Consider the following 19,493-nt stretch of genomic DNA (forward strand, 5'->3'; position numbering starts at 1 on the left):
TCAGGCAAAAAAGGGGGAAGGCGGCAAGGTCGTACGGTCAGGGGCCCACGCCCATCCACTTGAAAGGCATGGTGTTGTCGGCCATCTGCACCAGGCGGATCTTCTTGGACACGCCCCAGGCCAGGGCCTGCTGGTGCAGCGGGATGTAGGCAATGTCGGCGGCCTGCAGCAGCAAAGCCTCGCGCAGAAGCGCGTCGCGCCGGGTCTTGTCGGTCTGCGTCTGGACCTGCAGCAGCAGCGCGTCCAGCCGCGGGTTGCAATAGCCCCCCAGGTTGAAGTGGCCCGCGCCCTCGCCGCGCGGGCAGGCCGCCAGCGCGTTCAGCGCACCGTGTGCGTCGTAGGTGGAGGGCGTCCAGCCCATCAGGTAGAAGCCCGCGTCGCGTCGCAGGATGCGCGGGTAGTACTGCGCCTTGGGCTCCGCGCGTACCGTCACGCGCACCTGCAGGGTCGCCAGCTGTGCAGCGATGGCGGTGCACAGCGCCGCGTCGTTCACATAGCGGTCGCTGGGGCAGTCCAGCGTGAGCGCGAAGCCCTCGCCATAGCCGGCCTGCGCCATGAGCGCGCGCGCGGCCGCCACGTCGTGCGGCAGCCGCTTGACGTCGGGCTGAAAGCCATTGACGCCCGGTCCCACGATGAGCGCGGCCGGCGTGGCAGCGCCGCGCATCACGTTCTTGATGAGCGCATCGATGTCGATGGCCTGGTAGAAGGCCTGGCGCACGCGCCGGTCCTTAAAGGGGTTGGCGCCGCGCACGCTGGCGTACGGCAGCTCGTCGCTGTGCTGGTCCATGCCCAGGAACAGGGTGCGCAACTCGGGCCCCGTGACCACACGCACCAGTCCGGCGGCGCTCACGCGCTCGATGTCCTGTACCGGCACGGGCTCCATCACGTCCACGCGGCCGGCCAGCAGCGCGGCCACGCGCGCCTCGTTGTCCGGAATGGGCAGGAAGACGACTTGGCGTGCGTTGCTCTCGATGGTGCCCCAGTAGCGCGTGTTGCGCTCGAACACGGTGCGCTGCTGCGGGCGGCGCTCGGCCAGGCGGAACGGCCCCGTGCCGTTGGCGCGCAGCGCGGCGGCCTGCCCCGCGGCCCCGCGGGCGTCGCCTACCTGCGCGATGCCCTGCGCCTCGCTCCAGCGCTGGTTCATCATGTAGACGTGCGACAGCAGGGCCGGCAGCAGCGGCGTGGGCTCGCGGGTTTCGATCTCGATGGTGTGCGCGTCCAGCTTGCGCACCTCGCGCACGCCGCTCAGGTAACTGCGCATGTCCGAGCCGTCGGACTGCGCGCGCCGCAGCGAAAACACCGCATCGTCGGCCGTGAAAAGCGCACCGTCGTGGAAGGACACGCCGCGGCGCAACTCGAAGCGCCATACGGTGGGGGTGGTCGCACGCCAGGCCAGCGCCAGCGCAGGCACCAGGCTCAGATCCTTGTTGCGTCCCACCAGAGGCTCGTACACATTGCCGGTCAGGCTGAGCTGCAGCGATTCATTGAGCGCATGGGGGTCCATCGACAGCGCATCGCCCTGGTTGGCCACACGGATGGTTTGCGCATTAGCTACCAAAAATATAGCTGCTAGCGCTTGCAGTACAAGCGCCAGGGCCATATTTCGCATCCAGACCGTGCTCCGCATCATGCTGCTGTACCGTGCGGTCTCACTGCGCTTGCCCCAGGGGCATGGCCTGCTCGACCAGGCCGGCATGCAGGGCCGCGCCCAGGGGCAGCACGTCGTCATTGAAGTCGTAGCGGCTGTTGTGCAAGGTGCTGTTGCCAGCGCCCATGCCCTGCCCCAGGCGCAGGTAGGCGCCGGGCCGGGCCTGCAGCATGAAGGAGAAGTCCTCCGCGCCCATGCTCGGCTCCAGGTCGCGGTCCACGTTTTCTTCGCCCACCAGCGACGCAGCCACGTCGCCTGCGAAGCGCGCATCGCTCTCGGTGTTGATGGTGGCAGGGTAGATGCGCTCGTAGCGAACGGTGGCGGTAGCGCCAAAGCCCAGCGCGATGGCGTTGCACAGCTCCTTGATGCGGCGCTCCACCATCTCCTGCACGGCGGGGTCGAACGTGCGCACCGTACCCACCAGCGTGGCCGTGCCCGGCAGCACGCTGAACGCGCCCAGGTCGCCCGCCTGCACCGCGCACAGGCTGATGACTGCGCTCTCCAGCGGCCGCACGTTGCGCGAGACGATCCCCTGCACGGCGGTGACGATGTGCGCGGCCACCAGCACCACGTCCACCGTCTGGTACGCATGCGCACCGTGGCCGCCGCGCCCGGTCACTTCGATCGTGACGCGGTCGGCCGCCGCCATCATGGCGCCGCTGTTGATACCCACGGTGCCGGGCCGCATGGCCGGCCAGTTGTGCATGGCGTACACCGACTGCACGGGAAAGCGCTCGAAGAGCCCGTCCTCGATCATCACGCGCGCACCGCCCAGGCCTTCCTCGCCGGGCTGGAAGATCAGCACCGCCGTGCCGTCGAAATGGCGCGTGGCCGCCAGGTAGCGCGCTGCACCCACGAGCATGGCCGTGTGCCCATCATGGCCGCAGCCATGCATCAGGCCGCTCTTGCAGGACTTCCAGGCGAAATCGTTGTGCTCGGCCATGGGCAGCGCGTCCATGTCGGCCCGCAGACCGATCATGCTGCCGCTGCTGCGTCCCTGGCCGTGGATGATGCCCACCACGCCGGTACGGCCGATGCCTTCGTGCACCTCGTCCACGCCAGCGTGCCGCAGCGCCTCGCGCACACGGGCGCTGGTGTAGACCTCTTCAAAGCCCAGCTCGGGGTGGGCATGCAGGTCGCGGCGGAATGCGGTGAGCTCCGGGTGGTACTGCGCGATGTGGGCGAAAGCGCGTCCGCCTGCCTTCAAGCGTTGCTGCACAGCCTGCATGTCAGTGCCCTCCCGCCTTGCCGCCCACGCGCAGGCGCGGGTCCACGGCGAAGTACAGCAGGTCCACCACCAGGTTGATGACCACGAAGATCAGCGCGATCAGGCAGAGGTAAGCGGCCATCACGGGGATGTCGGCGAAGGTCACGGCCTGGATGAACAGCAGGCCCATGCCAGGCCACTGGAACACCGTCTCGGTGATGATGGCAAATGCAATCAGGCCGCCCAGTTGCAGGCCGGTGATGGTCATCACCGGCACCAGCGTGTTCTTGAGCGCATGGCCAAAATGGATGGCGCGGTCGGTCAGGCCACGCGCACGGGCGAACTTGATGTAGTCGGTGCGCAGCACTTCCAGCATCTCGGCGCGCACCAGGCGCATGATCAGCGTGAGCTGGAAGATGGCCAGCGTGATGGCCGGCAGCGTGATGTGGTGCCAACCCTTGGCCGTGAGCAAACCCGTGCTCCACCAGCCCAGCTGCGTGACATCACCGCGCCCAAAGCTCGGGAACCACCCGAGCGTGACCGAGAACACCAGGATCAGCAAAATGCCGATCAGGAACGTAGGCAGCGACACACCCAGCAACGACAGCGTCATGAACACCTGGCTGGTGAAGGTGCCGCGCTTGAGCGCCGCATATACCCCCATGGGCATTCCCACCGCGAGGGCGATGAAGGCGGCCACCAGCGCCAGCTCCAGCGTGGCCGGGAAGCGCTCGGCGATCAGCCGCGAGACCTTGGCCCCCTGGCGCAGGGAGAGCCCGAATTCACCCTGCGCCGCATTCACCAGAAAGTGCCAGAACTGCACGATGAATGGCTGGTCCAACCCCAGGGCAGCACGCATCTCGGTGATCTGCTCGGGCGTGGCGTCCTGCCCCAGTAGGAAGACCACGGGGTCGCCCACGAACTGGAACAGCATGAACGAGATGAAGGCCACGGCGACCATGACGATCACGGCCTGGATAAGTCGGCGCAGGATGAAGGCAAGCATTCTCGGGCTTTTGCAAGATGTCGGGCCATGCTAGCAGGCATCGGGGCGCAGCCAAGGCTCGTCCCCGCAGCGGCCGGGTGCTTAGCCTGGCCGTGGTTCGCCTGCGCGGGTGCTTTCCGCACGCAGGCGGTACGTTATGGCACGGCCGCTCACTGGACCTTGACGGTGCGCATGTCGATGCGGTTGTCGGCGCGATGCACCAGCTCCACATTCTTCTTCATGGCCCAGGGGATGACCTGGTCGTACAGCGGCAGGTGCGAGACCGTGTCGTTGGAGAGCTGCAGCGCCTCGGTCAGCATGCGCGCGCGCACCGGAGCGTCCGTCTCGGCCTTGATGCGGTCCACCAGGTAGTCCATGCGCTCATTGCGGTAGCGGCCCACGTTGTAGTTGCCATCGCCACCAGTGCCTACGCTGCGCACCAGCGATTGCAGGCTGTACAGCGCGTCAAAGGTCGGCACGCCCCAACCCAGCATGTAGATGCTGGCTTCGCTGCGCTGGATCATGGGAAAGTAGGTCACCAGCGGCAGCGTGCGCAGCTTGGCCTTCACACCGATGCGCGCCCACATGGCGGTGACCGCCTGGCAGATGGCCTCGTCGTTGATGTAGCGATTGTTGGGACAGGCGAAGTCCACCTCGAAACCGTCGGCATAGCCGGCCTCGGCCAGCAGCTTCTTCGCGGCCTCGACGTCGTAGGGCATGCGCTTGCCCACGGCCTCCGACCAGCCTGCGACCTGCGGCGCCACCAGGGTACCCGTCGGCTTGCCCAGGCCGCGCAGGATGTTGCGCGTGAGGGCATTGGCGTCGATGGACTGGTACAGCGCCTTGCGCACGCGCAGGTCCTTCAAGGGGTTCTTGCCCTTGATGTTGGAGCCCACGAGTTCATCCCGGAACTGGTCCATGCCCAGGAAGATGGTACGGTTCTCCAGCCCGTCCACCACCTTGATGGTGCCCGACGAGCGCAGGCGGGGCAGATCCTGCGGTGAGGGGTCCAGCACCAGGTCCACCTCACCCGACAGAAGGGCGGCAATGCGCGTGGCGGCCGACTTGATGGGGGTGTAGACGATCTCGGTCACATTGCCTTCCATCTGGCCCCACCAGTTCGGATTGCGCTTGAAGACCATCTTCACGTCGGGCTGCCATGTCTCCAGCGTATAGGGGCCCGTGCCCATGGCGTTGCGATGGGCGAAGTTCTCATCGGTGCCCTTGATGTCCTTCGGCTCCACCGATCGGTTCTTCTCGGCCCAGGCCTTGCTCATCATGCGCAACTCGGTCATCTGCCGCAGCAGCACGGGGTTGGGCGACTTGAGGAAGATGTCGATGGTCTGCGCATCCACCTTCACCACCTTGTCGATGCCTTGCACATACGGCGTGTAGTTCGATGTCTTGGACATGGCGCGCTGCAGCGAGTACACGGCGTCATCGGCCGTGAAGGCGGAACCATCGTGGAACTTCACGCCCTGGCGCAGCGTGAAGCGCACTTGTGTGGGGCTGACCTCGCGCCAGGCTGTCGCCAGCATGGGCTCGACCTCGAAGGTACGGCTGTTGTAGTAGACCAGGCTTTCGTACACATACGAATGGATGGCGTTTTGCAGCGCGTTGTTTTGGGAGTGGATATCCCAGGTGGCGATTTCGCCCTGGCTGGCCCACTTGAAGGTCTTGGCATGCGCCGCTGGAACCACGGCCGCCGCGCAGGCGGCCGCAAGAGAAAGGATCAAGGCATTGATTCGCATGGGAATCCTCTTTTATAGAAAGGAGCGACTATGGCAGCGTGGCCGTGGCCACTGGCAAAGGGAAATCCCTGAAATGGTGCATCGCAGATGCGCCGCCATTCATCCGCAGTGCTAATGCAAAACCAATGCCCGGACTGCGTATCTACGCTCGGCGGGGCAAAACCCGTACTTCGAGAAAAAAACAACCTCCCGAAGGACTAGCCGTTCCGTTAAGGTGTTGCTAAGCCCTTGATTCAAGCCCCTCTGCTTCGGCACGAGGGGCTTCGTTTCTTTGGTCGCTATAAGGGACATGCTGAATTTCAAGCCCCTTTCCCTAGGCGTCGCGCTCGTGTGTGCCGCCAGCTTCCTCACTGCCTGCAACGACGAGCCCGCTCCGGACTTCAGGGGCAGCACTCCCGTGGCATACGGCAATCGGACTGTCTCTCTGAGCGTTGAGGCTTGGCGAGACAATGGCAGCCAGCCTTGTCGTGTCCTTATCAGAGGCGCTGAAGTAACAAATTGGGTCAAACCAACCGGTATTCTGCCGCGGATGACCCTAGCCCCGGCAGTAGTGCTGGCCTGCACAGGGCGGAGCCCGTACCTTTCCTCGGTGAGCGGCGAGGGTGAAGGGGGTGTAGCCGAATGGGAAGAGTCCTCGGGGCCTGAATCGGGAGCCCCCCTCTCTGTCTACCAAGTGCGAGTGAGCTCCCTGACTGCGGACCAAGCTCACCTCGAACTACGGGTCCTACGCGGCAAGTGACTCGCTTGCGTGAGCCACGGGGCCGGAGGGCTTGAGCGACCGAGCGGCAGGCGCGCGGCGTCTTTCGGGCGGTTCGGGAGTGAAATAGATGATGTCTTCGGGCGCTATGGGTCCGCGCGCCAGCCCCAGCCGCATTGCCGGCGTTTTCCCGTCCCGGCCAACCTCGCAGTAGTTGAAGTACGTCCGGAAGATGCCGAGCACCTTCACCAGGACTTCGGGGTTGTAGGCGCTCTTCCCGAACCAGAGACGTCGGTCGGTGTTGGCGCTGGCCACCGCGCGTTCTGCCAGCGTGAGGCCTCGCCGGACCTGCATAAAGAAGCGGTCGACAGCGGTAAGGGTGGCTTTCAGGTGCAGTAGCGCCTGGTGGCTAAGCTGGAGCCGACGCTTGTCCGGTTCGGTTTCGACCGGGTCGATATCGGTCAGCCAGCAAACGGATTTCTCAGGCTCACGCATCTCCGATATGGGATGGCGGAACCAGCGGTCCCCCCACTTGCCGATGGCAACCATGCGCGCCAGTTCTTCCTCGGCAGCCAGAAGTTCTGCAGCCTCAGGGGTTACCCCGTATTTCTCCGCTAAGCGCGCCAGACGCCGCTTGGTTGCACCAACCAGCGCGCGCTTCATGTCCACTGACATATCTTTGAGCACCTTGACATAGAAAGCGTCAGCCGTCCGGTCCAGAACCCTTTTCGGCACGGCCGTCAGAATGGCCGCACGTATGCCCGACTCCTGGTCTGTGAAGAAGCGAATCTTCTTGGCACGGCAGAGCAGTCGAGTGACAAGCTGGATGTGGGCGTACATCACCACTTGCTCATGCAGCAGCATGCCCTTTACGGGGGCACGGGATGAGTTCGCGGGGCCTTCACCATCTTCTATATCGGGGCGACCTAAGGCTGCGTCGTACGTCTCTTCGATGACCGATTCCATAGGCTTTCGGGAGGTACCTCCGCGAGGCGCCGCCCTCTCAGCCGCAGCATTCCAATCAGCCGGTAGCCAGACTCTCGCGTAGCGGCGAAACGCTCTGGCAAGTGCATGGTCGCCAAAGCGAACCATGTCCTTCTCTACGTCAGCAGAGTCCAGCGCAGGGTCAAAGTTGACGTTGACCCCGAACACATAGCCCGTAGCCTGGTCGGCCGTTGCAATGGACAGCAAAAGTGTGTTCTTTCGCACCTTCTTAGAGTGCCAGTTCACCACCAGCTTTTGCCGGTCAACCGACAGATATCTTGAGCCTAGGTCGTCGCGTCCCATGAGGGTTCGCTCACGCTCGCCGGCGAACATCTGGGCCTGCTCATAGAGGAAGTCGATGCGGTCGTATAGCTGGCTGGGGGAGATATCGAGGACCTTGATGATGCGCCGCAGCGGCATGGCGTTCATCAGATGCACCAAGATATCGCGATTGGAGTGACTGCGACGTTGGCGCTTGGTTGACCGGCCGCCGAAGGAGAACGCCTTCTTGCAGCCGACACACTTGAACCGGGGAGTTCCGTGGGCGTTGGTGCCGAAGCGAGTCACATTCTCAAGGGATGGCGCCCCCTCCGATAGAGAGCAGGCCTCGTTCGGACACTGCGGGAGTACTGGTTCAAGGTACTCCGACATGCGCATAAGCTCCTCGGCAATCGCCAAGTTGCTCTGCATAGGGGTGATTTCCTCGCACAGGCGGCACTTCAGTGCCGGCTGGTCCTTACCGGTAGCGACCACGGTGTAGTCGCCTGGGCCAACGGAAGAAGCTGGAGTACCGGCCCCGCCTCGGGCAACCGCAAGCTTGGGCGGTACGCCGAAGTTACCGCACTTGGGGTTCTTGCAGTGATTGACTTGAATACCCGCCGCGGCCGGCGGAAATCTAGGCGGCCACTTAGTCGGCTTTACTGAAGTTGGATGAGATTTTTCCTTGGACAAAGAAACGCCCTAGTCGTTGACTAGGGCGGAATTTTGAGCCATTACAGCTTTCTTAGCAACACTTTAACAGAACGGCTAGTCCCGAAGGAGGTTGTTTGAAATCGGGGCGGGCCCACAAGGGCCCTTCCCCTCCCCACTCAATGTGCCTTAGAAGCGATGGCGGACACCCACGGTGATGCCGGTACGGCTGCGTGCGCCGCTCGCCGCATCCAGCACGAGCGCGCTGCCGCCGCTGATGCTGGTGTGGTCCACGCCGAAATAGGCATCGGTGCGCTTGCTGAAGGCATAGTCCGCCACGGCCACGTAGAAGTTGACATTGCCGTTGGAAGCACCCGTGGCCGAGCCCGACTGCTTACCTCGGAAGTAGTGCGCGCCCAGGTTGAGCTGAGGCGTCAACTGATAGCCCACGCCCACCTTGAACAGTTGGCGCTTGTTGGCGTCGCCCGGCTGGAAGCCGCCATTGGTCTGGCCGGCCCAGAATTGCCCCAGGATCGCTCCGTCTACGAGGTTACGGAAACCCTGGATCGGGTTGGTCACCGTAGCGTATTTCGCCTTGTTCAGGCCATAGCCCGTGTTGAAGTACCACGGACCCGTGCGGTACGAACCGCCCAGAGTCCAGGCGTCTACGTCGGTGCCGCCTGGCAGCGTCGTGCGCATGTAGCCGCCGCCGACGGCAAACCCGCTCGCGGAGTAGCGCAGGTAGCCGCCAGCCGTCTTCCAGGCGCCACCACCCAGGGTGCCTGCAACGTAGGCAGGCACTTGCGCCGCCGAGGCAGGCAGGCCAGCTTCCAATGCCTTGGTGTCGTTGTTCTCGTCAAACGAATATTGCAGCGAGCCTACGAAGCTGCGGTCCGGCGTTGCGAAGGTGTACTTCAGCATGTTGCTGGTACGCGCGCCCATGGCCATGCCCAACTCAGGCTTGTAGGCTTCCATGTAGGGGGAGTACGGGAACGAAGCGTAGGTGCTGGTCACCACGTCGAACAGGACATTCCACTGACGTCCGGCAGTCAGGCGGCCATAGGGGCCTTGCAGGCCGACATAGGACAGCTGGAAGAACGGCGCGCCGATGGCGGAATTGCCGGCATCGGCATCAAAGCGGTTCTCCAGGAAGGCCAGGGCCTTGCTGCCCCCTCCCAGGTCTTCCTCGACGTTGATACCCCAGCGGCTTTGCGACATGCCGCCGCCTATCATTTTCGTCAGGCCATCCTTGCCGGCACCTTCGTTGTTGGTGTGGCGCACGGCGGCATCCACGATACCCCACAGCTCCACCTTGCTGGTACCGGCGGACTGGGCCATTGCCACGCCCGCGCCGCACAGCGCCAGGGCAGCCACAATTTTCTTTTGCATACGACAGACTCCTCTTGGATTGATAACCGGCTCAAGATTCGCAGCCACGCCTTGATGAACTCGCTCACTGGACGTGCGCCACTCGCTTCACAACACTCGACTTCTCCTCCACCAGGGGCCCTGCGGCCAAATCGTGTTCTTGGCAGGAAGCGAGGAGGCTTCATTGTTGAAAACCCGCCGGGCAGGGGCAAGAGTCCATCGCTTTACAGCCACAGGGGTTAACCCGAAAAATCGTCGCACAAGAGACACCAAACCGCAGACGAAAAAAACCGCCGCCCGAAGGCCTAGCCGTTCTGTTAAAGTGTTGCTAAGAAAGCTGTAATGGCTCAAAATTCCGCCCTAGTCAACGACTAGGGCGTTTCTTTGTCCAAGGAAAAATCTCATCCAACTTCAGTAAAGCCGACTAAGTGGCCGCCTAGATTTCCGCCGGCCGCGGCGGGTATTCAAGTCAATCACTGCAAGAACCCCAAGTGCGGTAACTTCGGCGTACCGCCCAAGCTTGCGGTTGCCCGAGGCGGGGCCGGTACTCCAGCTTCTTCCGTTGGCCCAGGCGACTACACCGTGGTCGCTACCGGTAAGGACCAGCCGGCACTGAAGTGCCGCCTGTGCGAGGAAATCACCCCTATGCAGAGCAACTTGGCGATTGCCGAGGAGCTTATGCGCATGTCGGAGTACCTTGAACCAGTACTCCCGCAGTGTCCGAACGAGGCCTGCTCTCTATCGGAGGGGGCGCCATCCCTTGAGAATGTGACTCGCTTCGGCACCAACGCCCACGGAACTCCCCGGTTCAAGTGTGTCGGCTGCAAGAAGGCGTTCTCCTTCGGCGGCCGGTCAACCAAGCGCCAACGTCGCAGTCACTCCAATCGCGATATCTTGGTGCATCTGATGAACGCCATGCCGCTGCGGCGCATCATCAAGGTCCTCGATATCTCCCCCAGCCAGCTATACGACCGCATCGACTTCCTCTATGAGCAGGCCCAGATGTTCGCCGGCGAGCGTGAGCGAACCCTCATGGGACGCGACGACCTAGGCTCAAGATATCTGTCGGTTGACCGGCAAAAGCTGGTGGTGAACTGGCACTCTAAGAAGGTGCGAAAGAACACACTTTTGCTGTCCATTGCAACGGCCGACCAGGCTACGGGCTATGTGTTCGGGGTCAACGTCAACTTTGACCCTGCGCTGGACTCTGCTGACGTAGAGAAGGACATGGTTCGCTTTGGCGACCATGCACTTGCCAGAGCGTTTCGCCGCTACGCGAGAGTCTGGCTACCGGCTGATTGGAATGCTGCGGCTGAGAGGGCGGCGCCTCGCGGAGGTACCTCCCGAAAGCCTATGGAATCGGTCATCGAAGAGACGTACGACGCAGCCTTAGGTCGCCCCGATATAGAAGATGGTGAAGGCCCCGCGAACTCATCCCGTGCCCCCGTAAAGGGCATGCTGCTGCATGAGCAAGTGGTGATGTACGCCCACATCCAGCTTGTCACTCGACTGCTCTGCCGTGCCAAGAAGATTCGCTTCTTCACAGACCAGGAGTCGGGCATACGTGCGGCCATTCTGACGGCCGTGCCGAAAAGGGTTCTGGACCGGACGGCTGACGCTTTCTATGTCAAGGTGCTCAAAGATATGTCAGTGGACATGAAGCGCGCGCTGGTTGGTGCAACCAAGCGGCGTCTGGCGCGCTTAGCGGAGAAATACGGGGTAACCCCTGAGGCTGCAGAACTTCTGGCTGCCGAGGAAGAACTGGCGCGCATGGTTGCCATCGGCAAGTGGGGGGACCGCTGGTTCCGCCATCCCATATCGGAGATGCGTGAGCCTGAGAAATCCGTTTGCTGGCTGACCGATATCGACCCGGTCGAAACCGAACCGGACAAGCGTCGGCTCCAGCTTAGCCACCAGGCGCTACTGCACCTGAAAGCCACCCTTACCGCTGTCGACCGCTTCTTTATGCAGGTCCGGCGAGGCCTCACGCTGGCAGAACGCGCGGTGGCCAGCGCCAACACCGACCGACGTCTCTGGTTCGGGAAGAGCGCCTACAACCCCGAAGTCCTGGTGAAGGTGCTCGGCATCTTCCGGACGTACTTCAACTACTGCGAGGTTGGCCGGGACGGGAAAACGCCGGCAATGCGGCTGGGGCTGGCGCGCGGACCCATAGCGCCCGAAGACATCATCTATTTCACTCCCGAACCGCCCGAAAGACGCCGCGCGCCTGCCGCTCGGTCGCTCAAGCCCTCCGGCCCCGTGGCTCACGCAAGCGAGTCACTTGCCGCGTAGGACCCGTAGTTCGAGGTGAGCTTGGTCCGCAGTCAGGGAGCTCACTCGCACTTGGTAGACAGAGAGGGGGGCTCCCGATTCAGGCCCCGAGGACTCTTCCCATTCGGCTACACCCCCTTCACCCTCGCCGCTCACCGAGGAAAGGTACGGGCTCCGCCCTGTGCAGGCCAGCACTACTGCCGGGGCTAGGGTCATCCGCGGCAGAATACCGGTTGGTTTGACCCAATTTGTTACTTCAGCGCCTCTGATAAGGACACGACAAGGCTGGCTGCCATTGTCTCGCCAAGCCTCAACGCTCAGAGAGACAGTCCGATTGCCGTATGCCACGGGAGTGCTGCCCCTGAAGTCCGGAGCGGGCTCGTCGTTGCAGGCAGTGAGGAAGCTGGCGGCACACACGAGCGCGACGCCTAGGGAAAGGGGCTTGAAATTCAGCATGTCCCTTATAGCGACCAAAGAAACGAAGCCCCTCGTGCCGAAGCAGAGGGGCTTGAATCAAGGGCTTAGCAACACCTTAACGGAACGGCTAGGCCCGAAGGCAGCGGTTTTGTCTTCTTTATCCAAGCTGGCCTCACGCCAGCCCGAGATTAGAAGGAGTGGCGGATACCCAGCTGCATGCCGGTCTGGTTGTTGCCAGCACCGGGGCCGCCTGCGGTCACGCCCAAAGCGTTCAGACCCAAAGCGGAAGCGTCCTTGTTCTTCATGTAAGCCACGGTACCATACAGAGCGGTGCGCTTGGACAGGTTATGCACATAGCCCAGGGACAGGTGGTGAGCCTTGGAGTCAATGGCCTTTTGGTCGTACATGGCGTACTGTGCCTTGACTTCGCCAGCGCCGACAGGTGCAGTCACACCCAAAGCGTACGCGTTGTACTTGTTGCTAACAGAACCGGTCTTCAGCTTGGTTTGCTGCACAAGGCCCACCAGCTTAGCCACCTTCAGGTCGTAGGATGCGCCGAGGGTCATCTTGTCTTGGTCGGTTGCACCGGCGGCATTCACATTGCGGCGCTCAAAGCCCAGGGCTGCACTCAGGGGGCCGTTGTCGTAGGCACCGTAAACACCTACGTAACGACCTTCCTTGCCCGTGGTCTTTTCATCAAAACCGTAGCCCAGACCACCGGTGAAACCACTCATGTTTGGCGAGTAGTAGCTGACGATGTTGCTCTGGCGAACGGCGGAAGCGTCTGCCGTGGTGGAGCCGCCCCAGTTCCGGAGCAGGGACTCATTGCGACCAATACCGACCTGGCCAAACACGTCGTACTTGATGAAGGGAAGGTAGGTGGGCGTGTAATCACGACCCAGGCGCACTTCACCGAAACCACCCATCAGGCTCACCGTGGAACGGCGCAGGAAGTTGAAGCCGGCGGGGTTGCCAGCGTCGTTGAACAGTTCGCCTTCCAGCCAGAAGCCTGCCTTCAGGCCACCGCCCAGGTCTTCCGTACCACGGAAACCCAGACGGCTGGTGGCATTACCGCTGGTACCAACGCCGTATACGCTCTTGTTGGCAGCGCCGCTGTGGTTCACATAGCCGACGTTAGCGTCAACGATACCAAACAGCGTCACGGAAGACTGAGCCATTGCGGCGCTGGAAGCGGCCAGCACTGCCAAGGCGATTAGGGATTTTTTCATTACGAGTTACTCCAAGGTTAAACAGAGGGCACAGGATCGAGAGGACTTGGGGAAAATGCGGCTCGGGCACAGCCCCGCCGGTTCCCCGGGCCAACCTCCTGGTGGGGAAGTTCCGCTTATTGCAACAGAGCAACTCGCGTTCCGCAAAGGAATTCCCGCACAATCGAGGCCAAAGGCGGGTTTTCGTTGTTGTCTCGCAACATTGCCGCGAGCGCGATCGAAACCCCCGTCAACTGCCTCCAAACACGCTTCTTACGTCCCATGGATCGAGTTCTGATCGCCGCAGACAACGCCCTGAGAACGCTGTTCGCCACCCCGAAGGCGGGTGAGCTCTCGCCCGCCGCATCCGTGGCCGACGCCGAACTCTCGCCGGAGCAAAAACGGCTGTCCGGCGCCCTGATGCGCGTCAACCATGTCGGGGAGGTATGCGCCCAGGCGCTGTACATGGCCCAGTCCTGCGTGACGCGCGACCCCCAGCTGCGCAGCGATCTCCTGGCCGCGGCGCGCGAGGAGACTGACCACCTGGCCTGGACCCGCGAGCGGCTCGACGCCCTGGGGAGCCGGCCCAGTCTCCTCAACCCCTTGTGGTTCGCTGGCGCCTTCGCCATCGGCCTGGTGGCGGCCCGGGTCAGCGACCAGGCCAGTCTGGGTTTTGTGGTGGAGACGGAGCGGCAGGTATCCGCCCATCTGCAAGGGCACCTGCGCCGCCTGCCGGAGGCGGACCTGCCCTCTCGCGCCATCGTCGACCGCATGCAGCGGGATGAAGAACGCCACGCGGCCCAGGCGCAGGCGGCGGGAGCCCTTCCTCTACCGCCCCCGGCGCGTTGGCTGATGAAAGCCGCCGCCAAGGTCATGACGACGACTGCACATTACATCTAGGGCCTGTTCACACTATTTTTGCCAGATGCGTTGCGATCAAAAAGGGCCAGGCGCAAGGCGCCAAACGAAGCTGGGGTGCTACCCCAGCGAGGCTTGGCAACGCCGCGAATGGCCCATTTTTGATCGCAACCCGGAGGGAACGGAGTGAAAACCGCGCCATTCGTCGTTGCCCTCCTAGCCAAGGCCCCGGCCTTGGCGTCGTCACGCGCCTAGATTGGCGCGGTTTTCACGCCATTCGCACTGGCAAAAATAGTGTGAACAGGCCCTAGTACGTCCCGCCGCGCTTCAGGCCTCGACGATCTCAAAGCCCGTCGTGATCTGCGCGGTCTTGCCCAGCATGATGCTGGCCGAGCAGTATTTCTCATGGCTCATGGCGATGGCACGCTCCACGGCCGCCGGCGGAATGCCGCGCCCGGTCACCGTGAACTGCATGTGGATCTTGGTGAACACCTTGGGATCGACCTGCGCCCGCTCGGAGGTGAGCTTCACGCTGCAGCCGCGCACATCGTGCCGGCCGCGCTTGAGGATCAGCACCACGTCGTAGGCCGTGCAGCCGCCCGTGCCGGCCAGCACGGTCTCCATGGGACGCGGGGCCAGGTTCTGACCGCCGTTCTCGGGACGGTCGGCGTCGGGCGCCCCGTCCATGGCCAGCACATGACCGCTGCCGGTCTCCGCAACAAAGCCCATGCCGGAGTGCGTGCCGGCGTTGCCGGTCCAGCTGACGGTGCATTCCATGTTGTTTTTCTCCAAAAGTTGGGGGTGAATCTGTAGCAAATGATGAACGCAGGTGCGATTTTGCTGCAACGCAACAACCGCAGCGCTACAATGCGCCCATGCGTTACCCGCTTCGCACTGTTCGCACAGCGGGGCTCGCACCGATTGTCTCCTCCATCTCCTCAAAGGATGGATTCAGCCCCAGGCTTTACCGCTTGGGGCTTTTTTTTGCCCTGCGGTGAGCCGTCCCTAACCCTGCGGGCGCGCCGTCCTATGATGTGCGCCCGGCTGAGCGCGCCCTGGACGCCCCGTCCACACCGCAGCGCCGCCCGCCGGTTTGCACCATGACCCAGCCTCTCACCCCGTTCGATTACCTGACAAAGATCCTCACCGCGCGTGTCTATGACGTGGCGGTGGAGTCCGACCTGCAGCCCGCCCGCGCCCTGTCGCGGCGGCTGCACAACAAGGTGCTGCTCAAGCGCGAAGACCAGCAGCCCGTCTTCAGCTTCAAGCTGCGCGGCGCCTACAACAAGATGGCGCAGCTCTCGCCCGAGCAGCTGTCGCGGGGCGTGATCTGCGCCTCGGCCGGCAACCACGCGCAGGGCGTGGCGATGAGCGCCAGCAAGCTGGGCACGCGCGCCGTGATCGTGATGCCCACCACCACGCCGCAGCTCAAGATCGATGCGGTGAAGACGCTGGGCGGCGAAGTGGTGCTGAGCGGCGAGAGCTATTCCGACGCCTACGAGCACGCCGCGCAGCTGCAAAAGGAAGAAGGCCTGACCTTCGTGCACCCCTTCGACGACCCGGACGTGATCGCCGGCCAGGGCACGATCGCCATGGAGATCCTGCGGCAGGTGCAGCAGCTGGGCGGCAAGCTGGATGCCGTGTTCGTCGCCATCGGCGGCGGCGGGCTGATCGCCGGCGTGTCCAACTACATCAAGGCCGTGTGCCCTGGCATCAAGGTCATCGGCGTGCAGATGAACGACTCGGACGCCATGGCGCAATCGGTCAAGGCGCATCAGCGCGTCACGCTGCCGGACGTGGGCCTGTTCTCCGACGGCACGGCCGTGAAACTGGTGGGCGAGGAAACCTTCCGCGTCGCGCAGAACCTGGTGGACGACTACGTGATCGTCGACACCGATGCCGTCTGCGCCGCGATCAAGGACATCTTCGTGGACACGCGCAGCATCGTGGAGCCCGCGGGCGCCCTGGCCGTGGCCGCCATCAAGCAGTACGTGGCCAAGCACAAGACCAAGGGCGAAACCTACGCCGCCATCCTGTGCGGCGCCAACATGAACTTCGACCGGCTGCGCTTCGTGGCCGAGCGCGCCGAGGTGGGCGAGGAACGCGAAGCCCTGTTCGCCGTCACCATCCCCGAGGAACGCGGCAGCTTCAAGCGCTTTTGCGAGGTGGTGGGGGCCCTGCCCGGCGGACCGCGCAACGTGACCGAGTTCAACTACCGCATCAGCCACGAACGGCGTGCCCATGTGTTCGTGGGCCTGTCCACCACGGGCCGCGGCGAGTCCGAGAAGATCGCGCGCAACTTCCACAAGCATGGCTTCGAGGCGCTGGACCTCACGCACGACGAACTGGCCAAGGAGCACCTGCGCCACCTCGTCGGCGGCCATTCGGCGCTGGCGCGCGACGAGCGGCTGATGCGCTTCACCTTTCCCGAGCGCCCCGGCGCGCTGTTCAAGTTCCTGAGCCTGATGCAGCCCACTTGGAACATCTCGCTGTTCCACTACCGCAACCAGGGCGCGGACTATGGGCGCATCCTCGTGGGCATGCAGGTGCCGGCCGACGACGCAGCGCAGTTCGATGCCTTCCTGCAGACGCTGGGCTACCCCTATGTCGAGGAAACGCAGAACCCGGCCTACCGCCTGTTCCTGCAGGCCAACGGCGCATGATGCAAGCCATTTTGGCCTCCAGCGCCCGTCTATCAAGCGCTAACAGCTATTGATTTAATAGTGTTCATGCAGGCTCTGCGCCACTATCTGCTGGCCGTGCAGTTCTTCACGCGCATCCCCGTCACGGGCCGGCTGGCCACGTGGGTGGGCTACAGCCCTGCGATGCTGCGCGCCAGCAGCGCACATTTCCCCGGTGTGGGCTGGCTGGTGGCCGCCGTGGCGGTGGGCAGCTATGCGGCACTGTGGCTGGGGCTGGGCGGCGCAGGCTTTGCACCGCTGGCGGCGGCGGTGGGCTGCACCATCGCCACGGTGCTGGTGACCGGGGGCTTCCACGAGGACGGCCTGGCCGACGTGGCCGACGGACTGGGCGGCGCCTACCAGCCCGAGCGCGCGCTGGAGATCATGAAGGACTCGCGCATCGGCGCCTTCGGGGCCATGGCGCTGGTGCTGGCGCTGCTGGCCAAGGTGGCCCTGCTGGCGCAGCTCGGCCACCTCGGCTTGTCCAGCGCGCTGGCGGCATTGGCCGGGGGGCATGTGCTGTCGCGCCTGTGGCCGCTCGTCATCGTGCGCGCGCTGCCGCATGTGGGCGACACGGCCACGTCCAAGAGCAAGCCGCTGGCGGACCAGATCTCCGTACGCGCGCTGGCGGCCGCGGCCTTGTGGTGTTTTCCGGCGCTAGCGCTTGTATATCAAGCGCTGGGCGCTTTTGTATTGATAGCAAGCCTGCTGGCCAGCGCCGCCGGTGCGGCCTGGATGCTGTGGCGCTTTGCGCGTCGACTGCAGGGCTTTACCGGCGACTGCCTGGGCGCCACGCAGCAGGTGGGCGAGATCGGCTTCTATCTGGGCGCGGCCATCGCGCTGGCGCAACGGGCGGCATGAGCGCGCCGCGCCTGTGGCTGGTGCGCCATGCGCGCCCCGAGGTGGCACCCGGCCTGTGCTACGGCCGCCTGGACGTTGCCGCCGACGCGCGCCATAGCCGCGAGAGCGCACGCCTTCTGGCACAGGCGCTGCCACCCCGTCTGGCCGCCCTGCACCACTCTCCGCTACAAAGATGTGAGCTGCTTGCGCAGTACCTGCTTGCCCTGCGGGCCGATTTAGCTTCAAAGGCTGAGCCCCGCATCACCGAGATGGACTTCGGCCAGTGGGAGGGCCGCGCGTGGAACGACATCGCCCGTGCGGACATCGACGCCTGGACCACGCGCTTCGGCCACCATGCGCCCGGCGGCGGCGAGCCCCTGGCGGCCATGCTCACGCGCGTGTCCGCCGCGCTGGACGAGGCCGCGGCCCAGGCGCACGCCGGCGGTGGCGATGTGGTCTGGATCACGCATGCCGGGGTGGCCCGCTGCGTGCACTGGCTGCTGACGCACGGCGCCGCACGCATGCCGCTGTCCCATGAATGGCCGCAATCGGCTCCGGGCTACGGCGCCTGGACCACGGTACTTCTGCCACTGAAGGGCCAACCGCAGGCAGCACCGGCGCGCGGTTAGGTTATGGGCGCTCCCGTCGGATATGCAGTCCCCCGCCGGCGCGGGATCCCCGCCAGGTCAGGGCCGCTTGCGCGGCATCTCCAGCGCCAGCGTCGTGGCGCCGTCCATCGACGCCCCCAGCCGCGCAGCGCCCTTGCCCAGGGACTGCAGCACCAGCCCCGGCTCCACATTCGCGCCCACGCGGTAGGGCTTGGCCGGCTTGCCGTCCACCGCGATCAGCGCGGCGCCGCCGCCGCTGGCCGTGCCGGCCAGCACGCCCATGAGCACGAAGCGGCTGGCTGCAGAGGGTGCCGCCTCGGCGGCCGCCAGCACCGGGCTGGCCCCGAGCAGGCGCGCGAGCGCCTGCGTGTCGGTCACCACCGGCTCGGGCGCCGCGGCCGCCGGCGCCGTGCCGCCCGGGCTTGCGGACAGCTTCAACCCCCAATAGACAGCAGTCGCGCCCGCCAGCGCCCAGAGCAGCAGCGTGGCCAGGCGCGGGGCCCAGCGGCCGTATGTGTTTGTCACCATTGCACGATTATGATTGACCGGATATGTCCATTCCGAGTCGCCGCTTCGAGATGCAGCCCAGCCCTTCCTCCCTCGCGCAACGCGCCCGCCGCCGCCTGTCCGCGGGCTTCACCCTGATCGAGCTCATGGTGGTGCTGGTCATCATCGGCGTGCTGGCCGCGCTGATCGTGCCCAACGTGCTGGACCGCGCCGACGACGCGCGCAGCACGGCCGCGCGCACCGACGTCACCAACATCATGCAGGCGCTCAAGCTCTATCGCCTGGACAACCAGCGCTATCCCACGGCCGAACAGGGCCTGCAGGCGCTGATCGCCAAGCCCAGCGCCGGCCCGGTGCCGAACAACTGGCGCCCCTACCTGGAGAAGCTGCCCAACGACCCGTGGGGCCGCCCCTACCAGTACCTGAGCCCCGGCATCAAGGGCGAGGTGGACGTGATGTCCTTCGGCGCCGATGGCCAGTCCGGCGGCGAGGGCAAGGATGCCGACATCGGCAGCTGGCAGTAAGCCGCAGGGCCCGGCGCCGGCGCCATCCCA

At 64.4% G+C, this 19,493-nt stretch carries 15 protein-coding genes; 6 read left to right on the top strand and 9 right to left on the bottom strand.

Annotation, left to right across the window (positions count from 1 at the left end):
- Positions 1 to 37: 37 nt before the first annotated feature.
- From MRB47_RS17000 to MRB47_RS17025, 6 genes are all read right to left on the bottom strand, one after another.
- Complete coding sequence (locus tag MRB47_RS17000) at positions 38 to 1,609, bottom strand: ABC transporter substrate-binding protein (protein ID WP_252101268.1); 1,572 nt, start codon at positions 1,607 to 1,609, stop codon at positions 38 to 40.
- Between the two features lie 40 nt (positions 1,610 to 1,649).
- Positions 1,650 to 2,876, bottom strand: a complete 1,227-nt coding sequence (locus MRB47_RS17005; protein ID WP_088887584.1) for a M20 aminoacylase family protein — start codon at positions 2,874 to 2,876, stop codon at positions 1,650 to 1,652.
- A 1-nt stretch (position 2,877) separates the two neighbouring features.
- Complete coding sequence (locus tag MRB47_RS17010; protein ID WP_012655668.1) at positions 2,878 to 3,861, bottom strand: ABC transporter permease; 984 nt, start codon at positions 3,859 to 3,861, stop codon at positions 2,878 to 2,880.
- 149 nt (positions 3,862 to 4,010) lie between these two features.
- Positions 4,011 to 5,591: an ABC transporter substrate-binding protein gene (locus tag MRB47_RS17015; protein WP_252101269.1), complete on the bottom strand. Its 1,581-nt coding sequence runs from the start codon at positions 5,589 to 5,591 to the stop codon at positions 4,011 to 4,013.
- Between the two features lie 724 nt (positions 5,592 to 6,315).
- On the bottom strand, positions 6,316 to 8,223 hold the full coding sequence (locus MRB47_RS17020; RefSeq protein WP_252100595.1) for a hypothetical protein: 1,908 nt from the start codon (positions 8,221 to 8,223) through the stop codon (positions 6,316 to 6,318).
- 147 nt (positions 8,224 to 8,370) lie between these two features.
- A complete protein-coding gene (locus tag MRB47_RS17025) occupies positions 8,371 to 9,570 on the bottom strand; it encodes a porin (protein ID WP_252101270.1) in 1,200 nt (399 codons plus the stop codon).
- A 363-nt stretch (positions 9,571 to 9,933) separates the two neighbouring features.
- Between MRB47_RS17025 and MRB47_RS17030 the strand changes: the two genes are divergently transcribed.
- Positions 9,934 to 11,841 carry a hypothetical protein gene (locus MRB47_RS17030; RefSeq protein ID WP_252100595.1) on the top strand — a complete coding sequence of 636 codons (1,908 nt, stop codon included), beginning with the start codon at positions 9,934 to 9,936 and terminating at the stop codon, positions 11,839 to 11,841.
- Positions 11,842 to 12,425: 584 nt separating this feature from the next.
- Here MRB47_RS17030 and MRB47_RS17035 read toward each other — a convergent pair.
- Positions 12,426 to 13,466, bottom strand: a complete 1,041-nt coding sequence (locus tag MRB47_RS17035; RefSeq protein ID WP_252101271.1) for a porin — start codon at positions 13,464 to 13,466, stop codon at positions 12,426 to 12,428.
- A 261-nt stretch (positions 13,467 to 13,727) separates the two neighbouring features.
- Between MRB47_RS17035 and coq7 the strand changes: the two genes are divergently transcribed.
- Entirely contained in the window at positions 13,728 to 14,345 is a 618-nt protein-coding gene (gene coq7 / locus MRB47_RS17040) for a 2-polyprenyl-3-methyl-6-methoxy-1,4-benzoquinone monooxygenase (protein WP_252101272.1), read from the top strand.
- A gap of 285 nt (positions 14,346 to 14,630) precedes the next feature.
- Here the strand turns inward: coq7 and MRB47_RS17045 are convergent, their stop codons facing one another.
- Entirely contained in the window at positions 14,631 to 15,080 is a 450-nt protein-coding gene (locus tag MRB47_RS17045; RefSeq protein ID WP_252101273.1) for an OsmC family protein, read from the bottom strand.
- Between the two features lie 323 nt (positions 15,081 to 15,403).
- On the opposite strand from MRB47_RS17045, the gene ilvA reads away from it, so the two are divergent.
- The 3 genes from ilvA to MRB47_RS17060 all read left to right on the top strand — a co-directional run bounded on the left by ilvA (position 15,404) and on the right by MRB47_RS17060 (position 18,453).
- Positions 15,404 to 16,966 carry a threonine ammonia-lyase, biosynthetic gene (gene ilvA, locus MRB47_RS17050; RefSeq protein WP_252101274.1) on the top strand — a complete coding sequence of 521 codons (1,563 nt, stop codon included), beginning with the start codon at positions 15,404 to 15,406 and terminating at the stop codon, positions 16,964 to 16,966.
- 66 nt (positions 16,967 to 17,032) lie between these two features.
- The gene (locus MRB47_RS17055) at positions 17,033 to 17,845 is read left to right on the top strand and encodes an adenosylcobinamide-GDP ribazoletransferase (protein ID WP_252101275.1); all 813 of its coding nucleotides are present in this window, start codon (positions 17,033 to 17,035) and stop codon (positions 17,843 to 17,845) included.
- Entirely contained in the window at positions 17,842 to 18,453 is a 612-nt protein-coding gene (locus tag MRB47_RS17060; protein ID WP_252101276.1) for a histidine phosphatase family protein, read from the top strand. The genes MRB47_RS17055 and MRB47_RS17060 overlap by 4 nt, the downstream gene beginning before the upstream one ends.
- Positions 18,454 to 18,510: 57 nt before the next feature.
- On the opposite strand, the gene MRB47_RS17065 is transcribed toward MRB47_RS17060, so the two are convergent.
- Positions 18,511 to 18,960, bottom strand: coding sequence for a type II secretion system protein N (locus MRB47_RS17065; protein ID WP_047349130.1), 450 nt, complete (start codon positions 18,958 to 18,960; stop codon positions 18,511 to 18,513).
- A gap of 50 nt (positions 18,961 to 19,010) precedes the next feature.
- On the opposite strand from MRB47_RS17065, the gene gspG reads away from it, so the two are divergent.
- The gene (gspG, locus tag MRB47_RS17070; RefSeq protein WP_187148606.1) at positions 19,011 to 19,463 is read left to right on the top strand and encodes a type II secretion system major pseudopilin GspG; all 453 of its coding nucleotides are present in this window, start codon (positions 19,011 to 19,013) and stop codon (positions 19,461 to 19,463) included.
- The last annotated feature ends 30 nt before the right edge of the window (positions 19,464 to 19,493 follow it).

Source organism: Diaphorobacter sp. LI3 (assembly GCF_022807955.1).
Classification (GTDB): Bacteria; Pseudomonadota; Gammaproteobacteria; order Burkholderiales; family Burkholderiaceae_C; genus Diaphorobacter; species Diaphorobacter nitroreducens.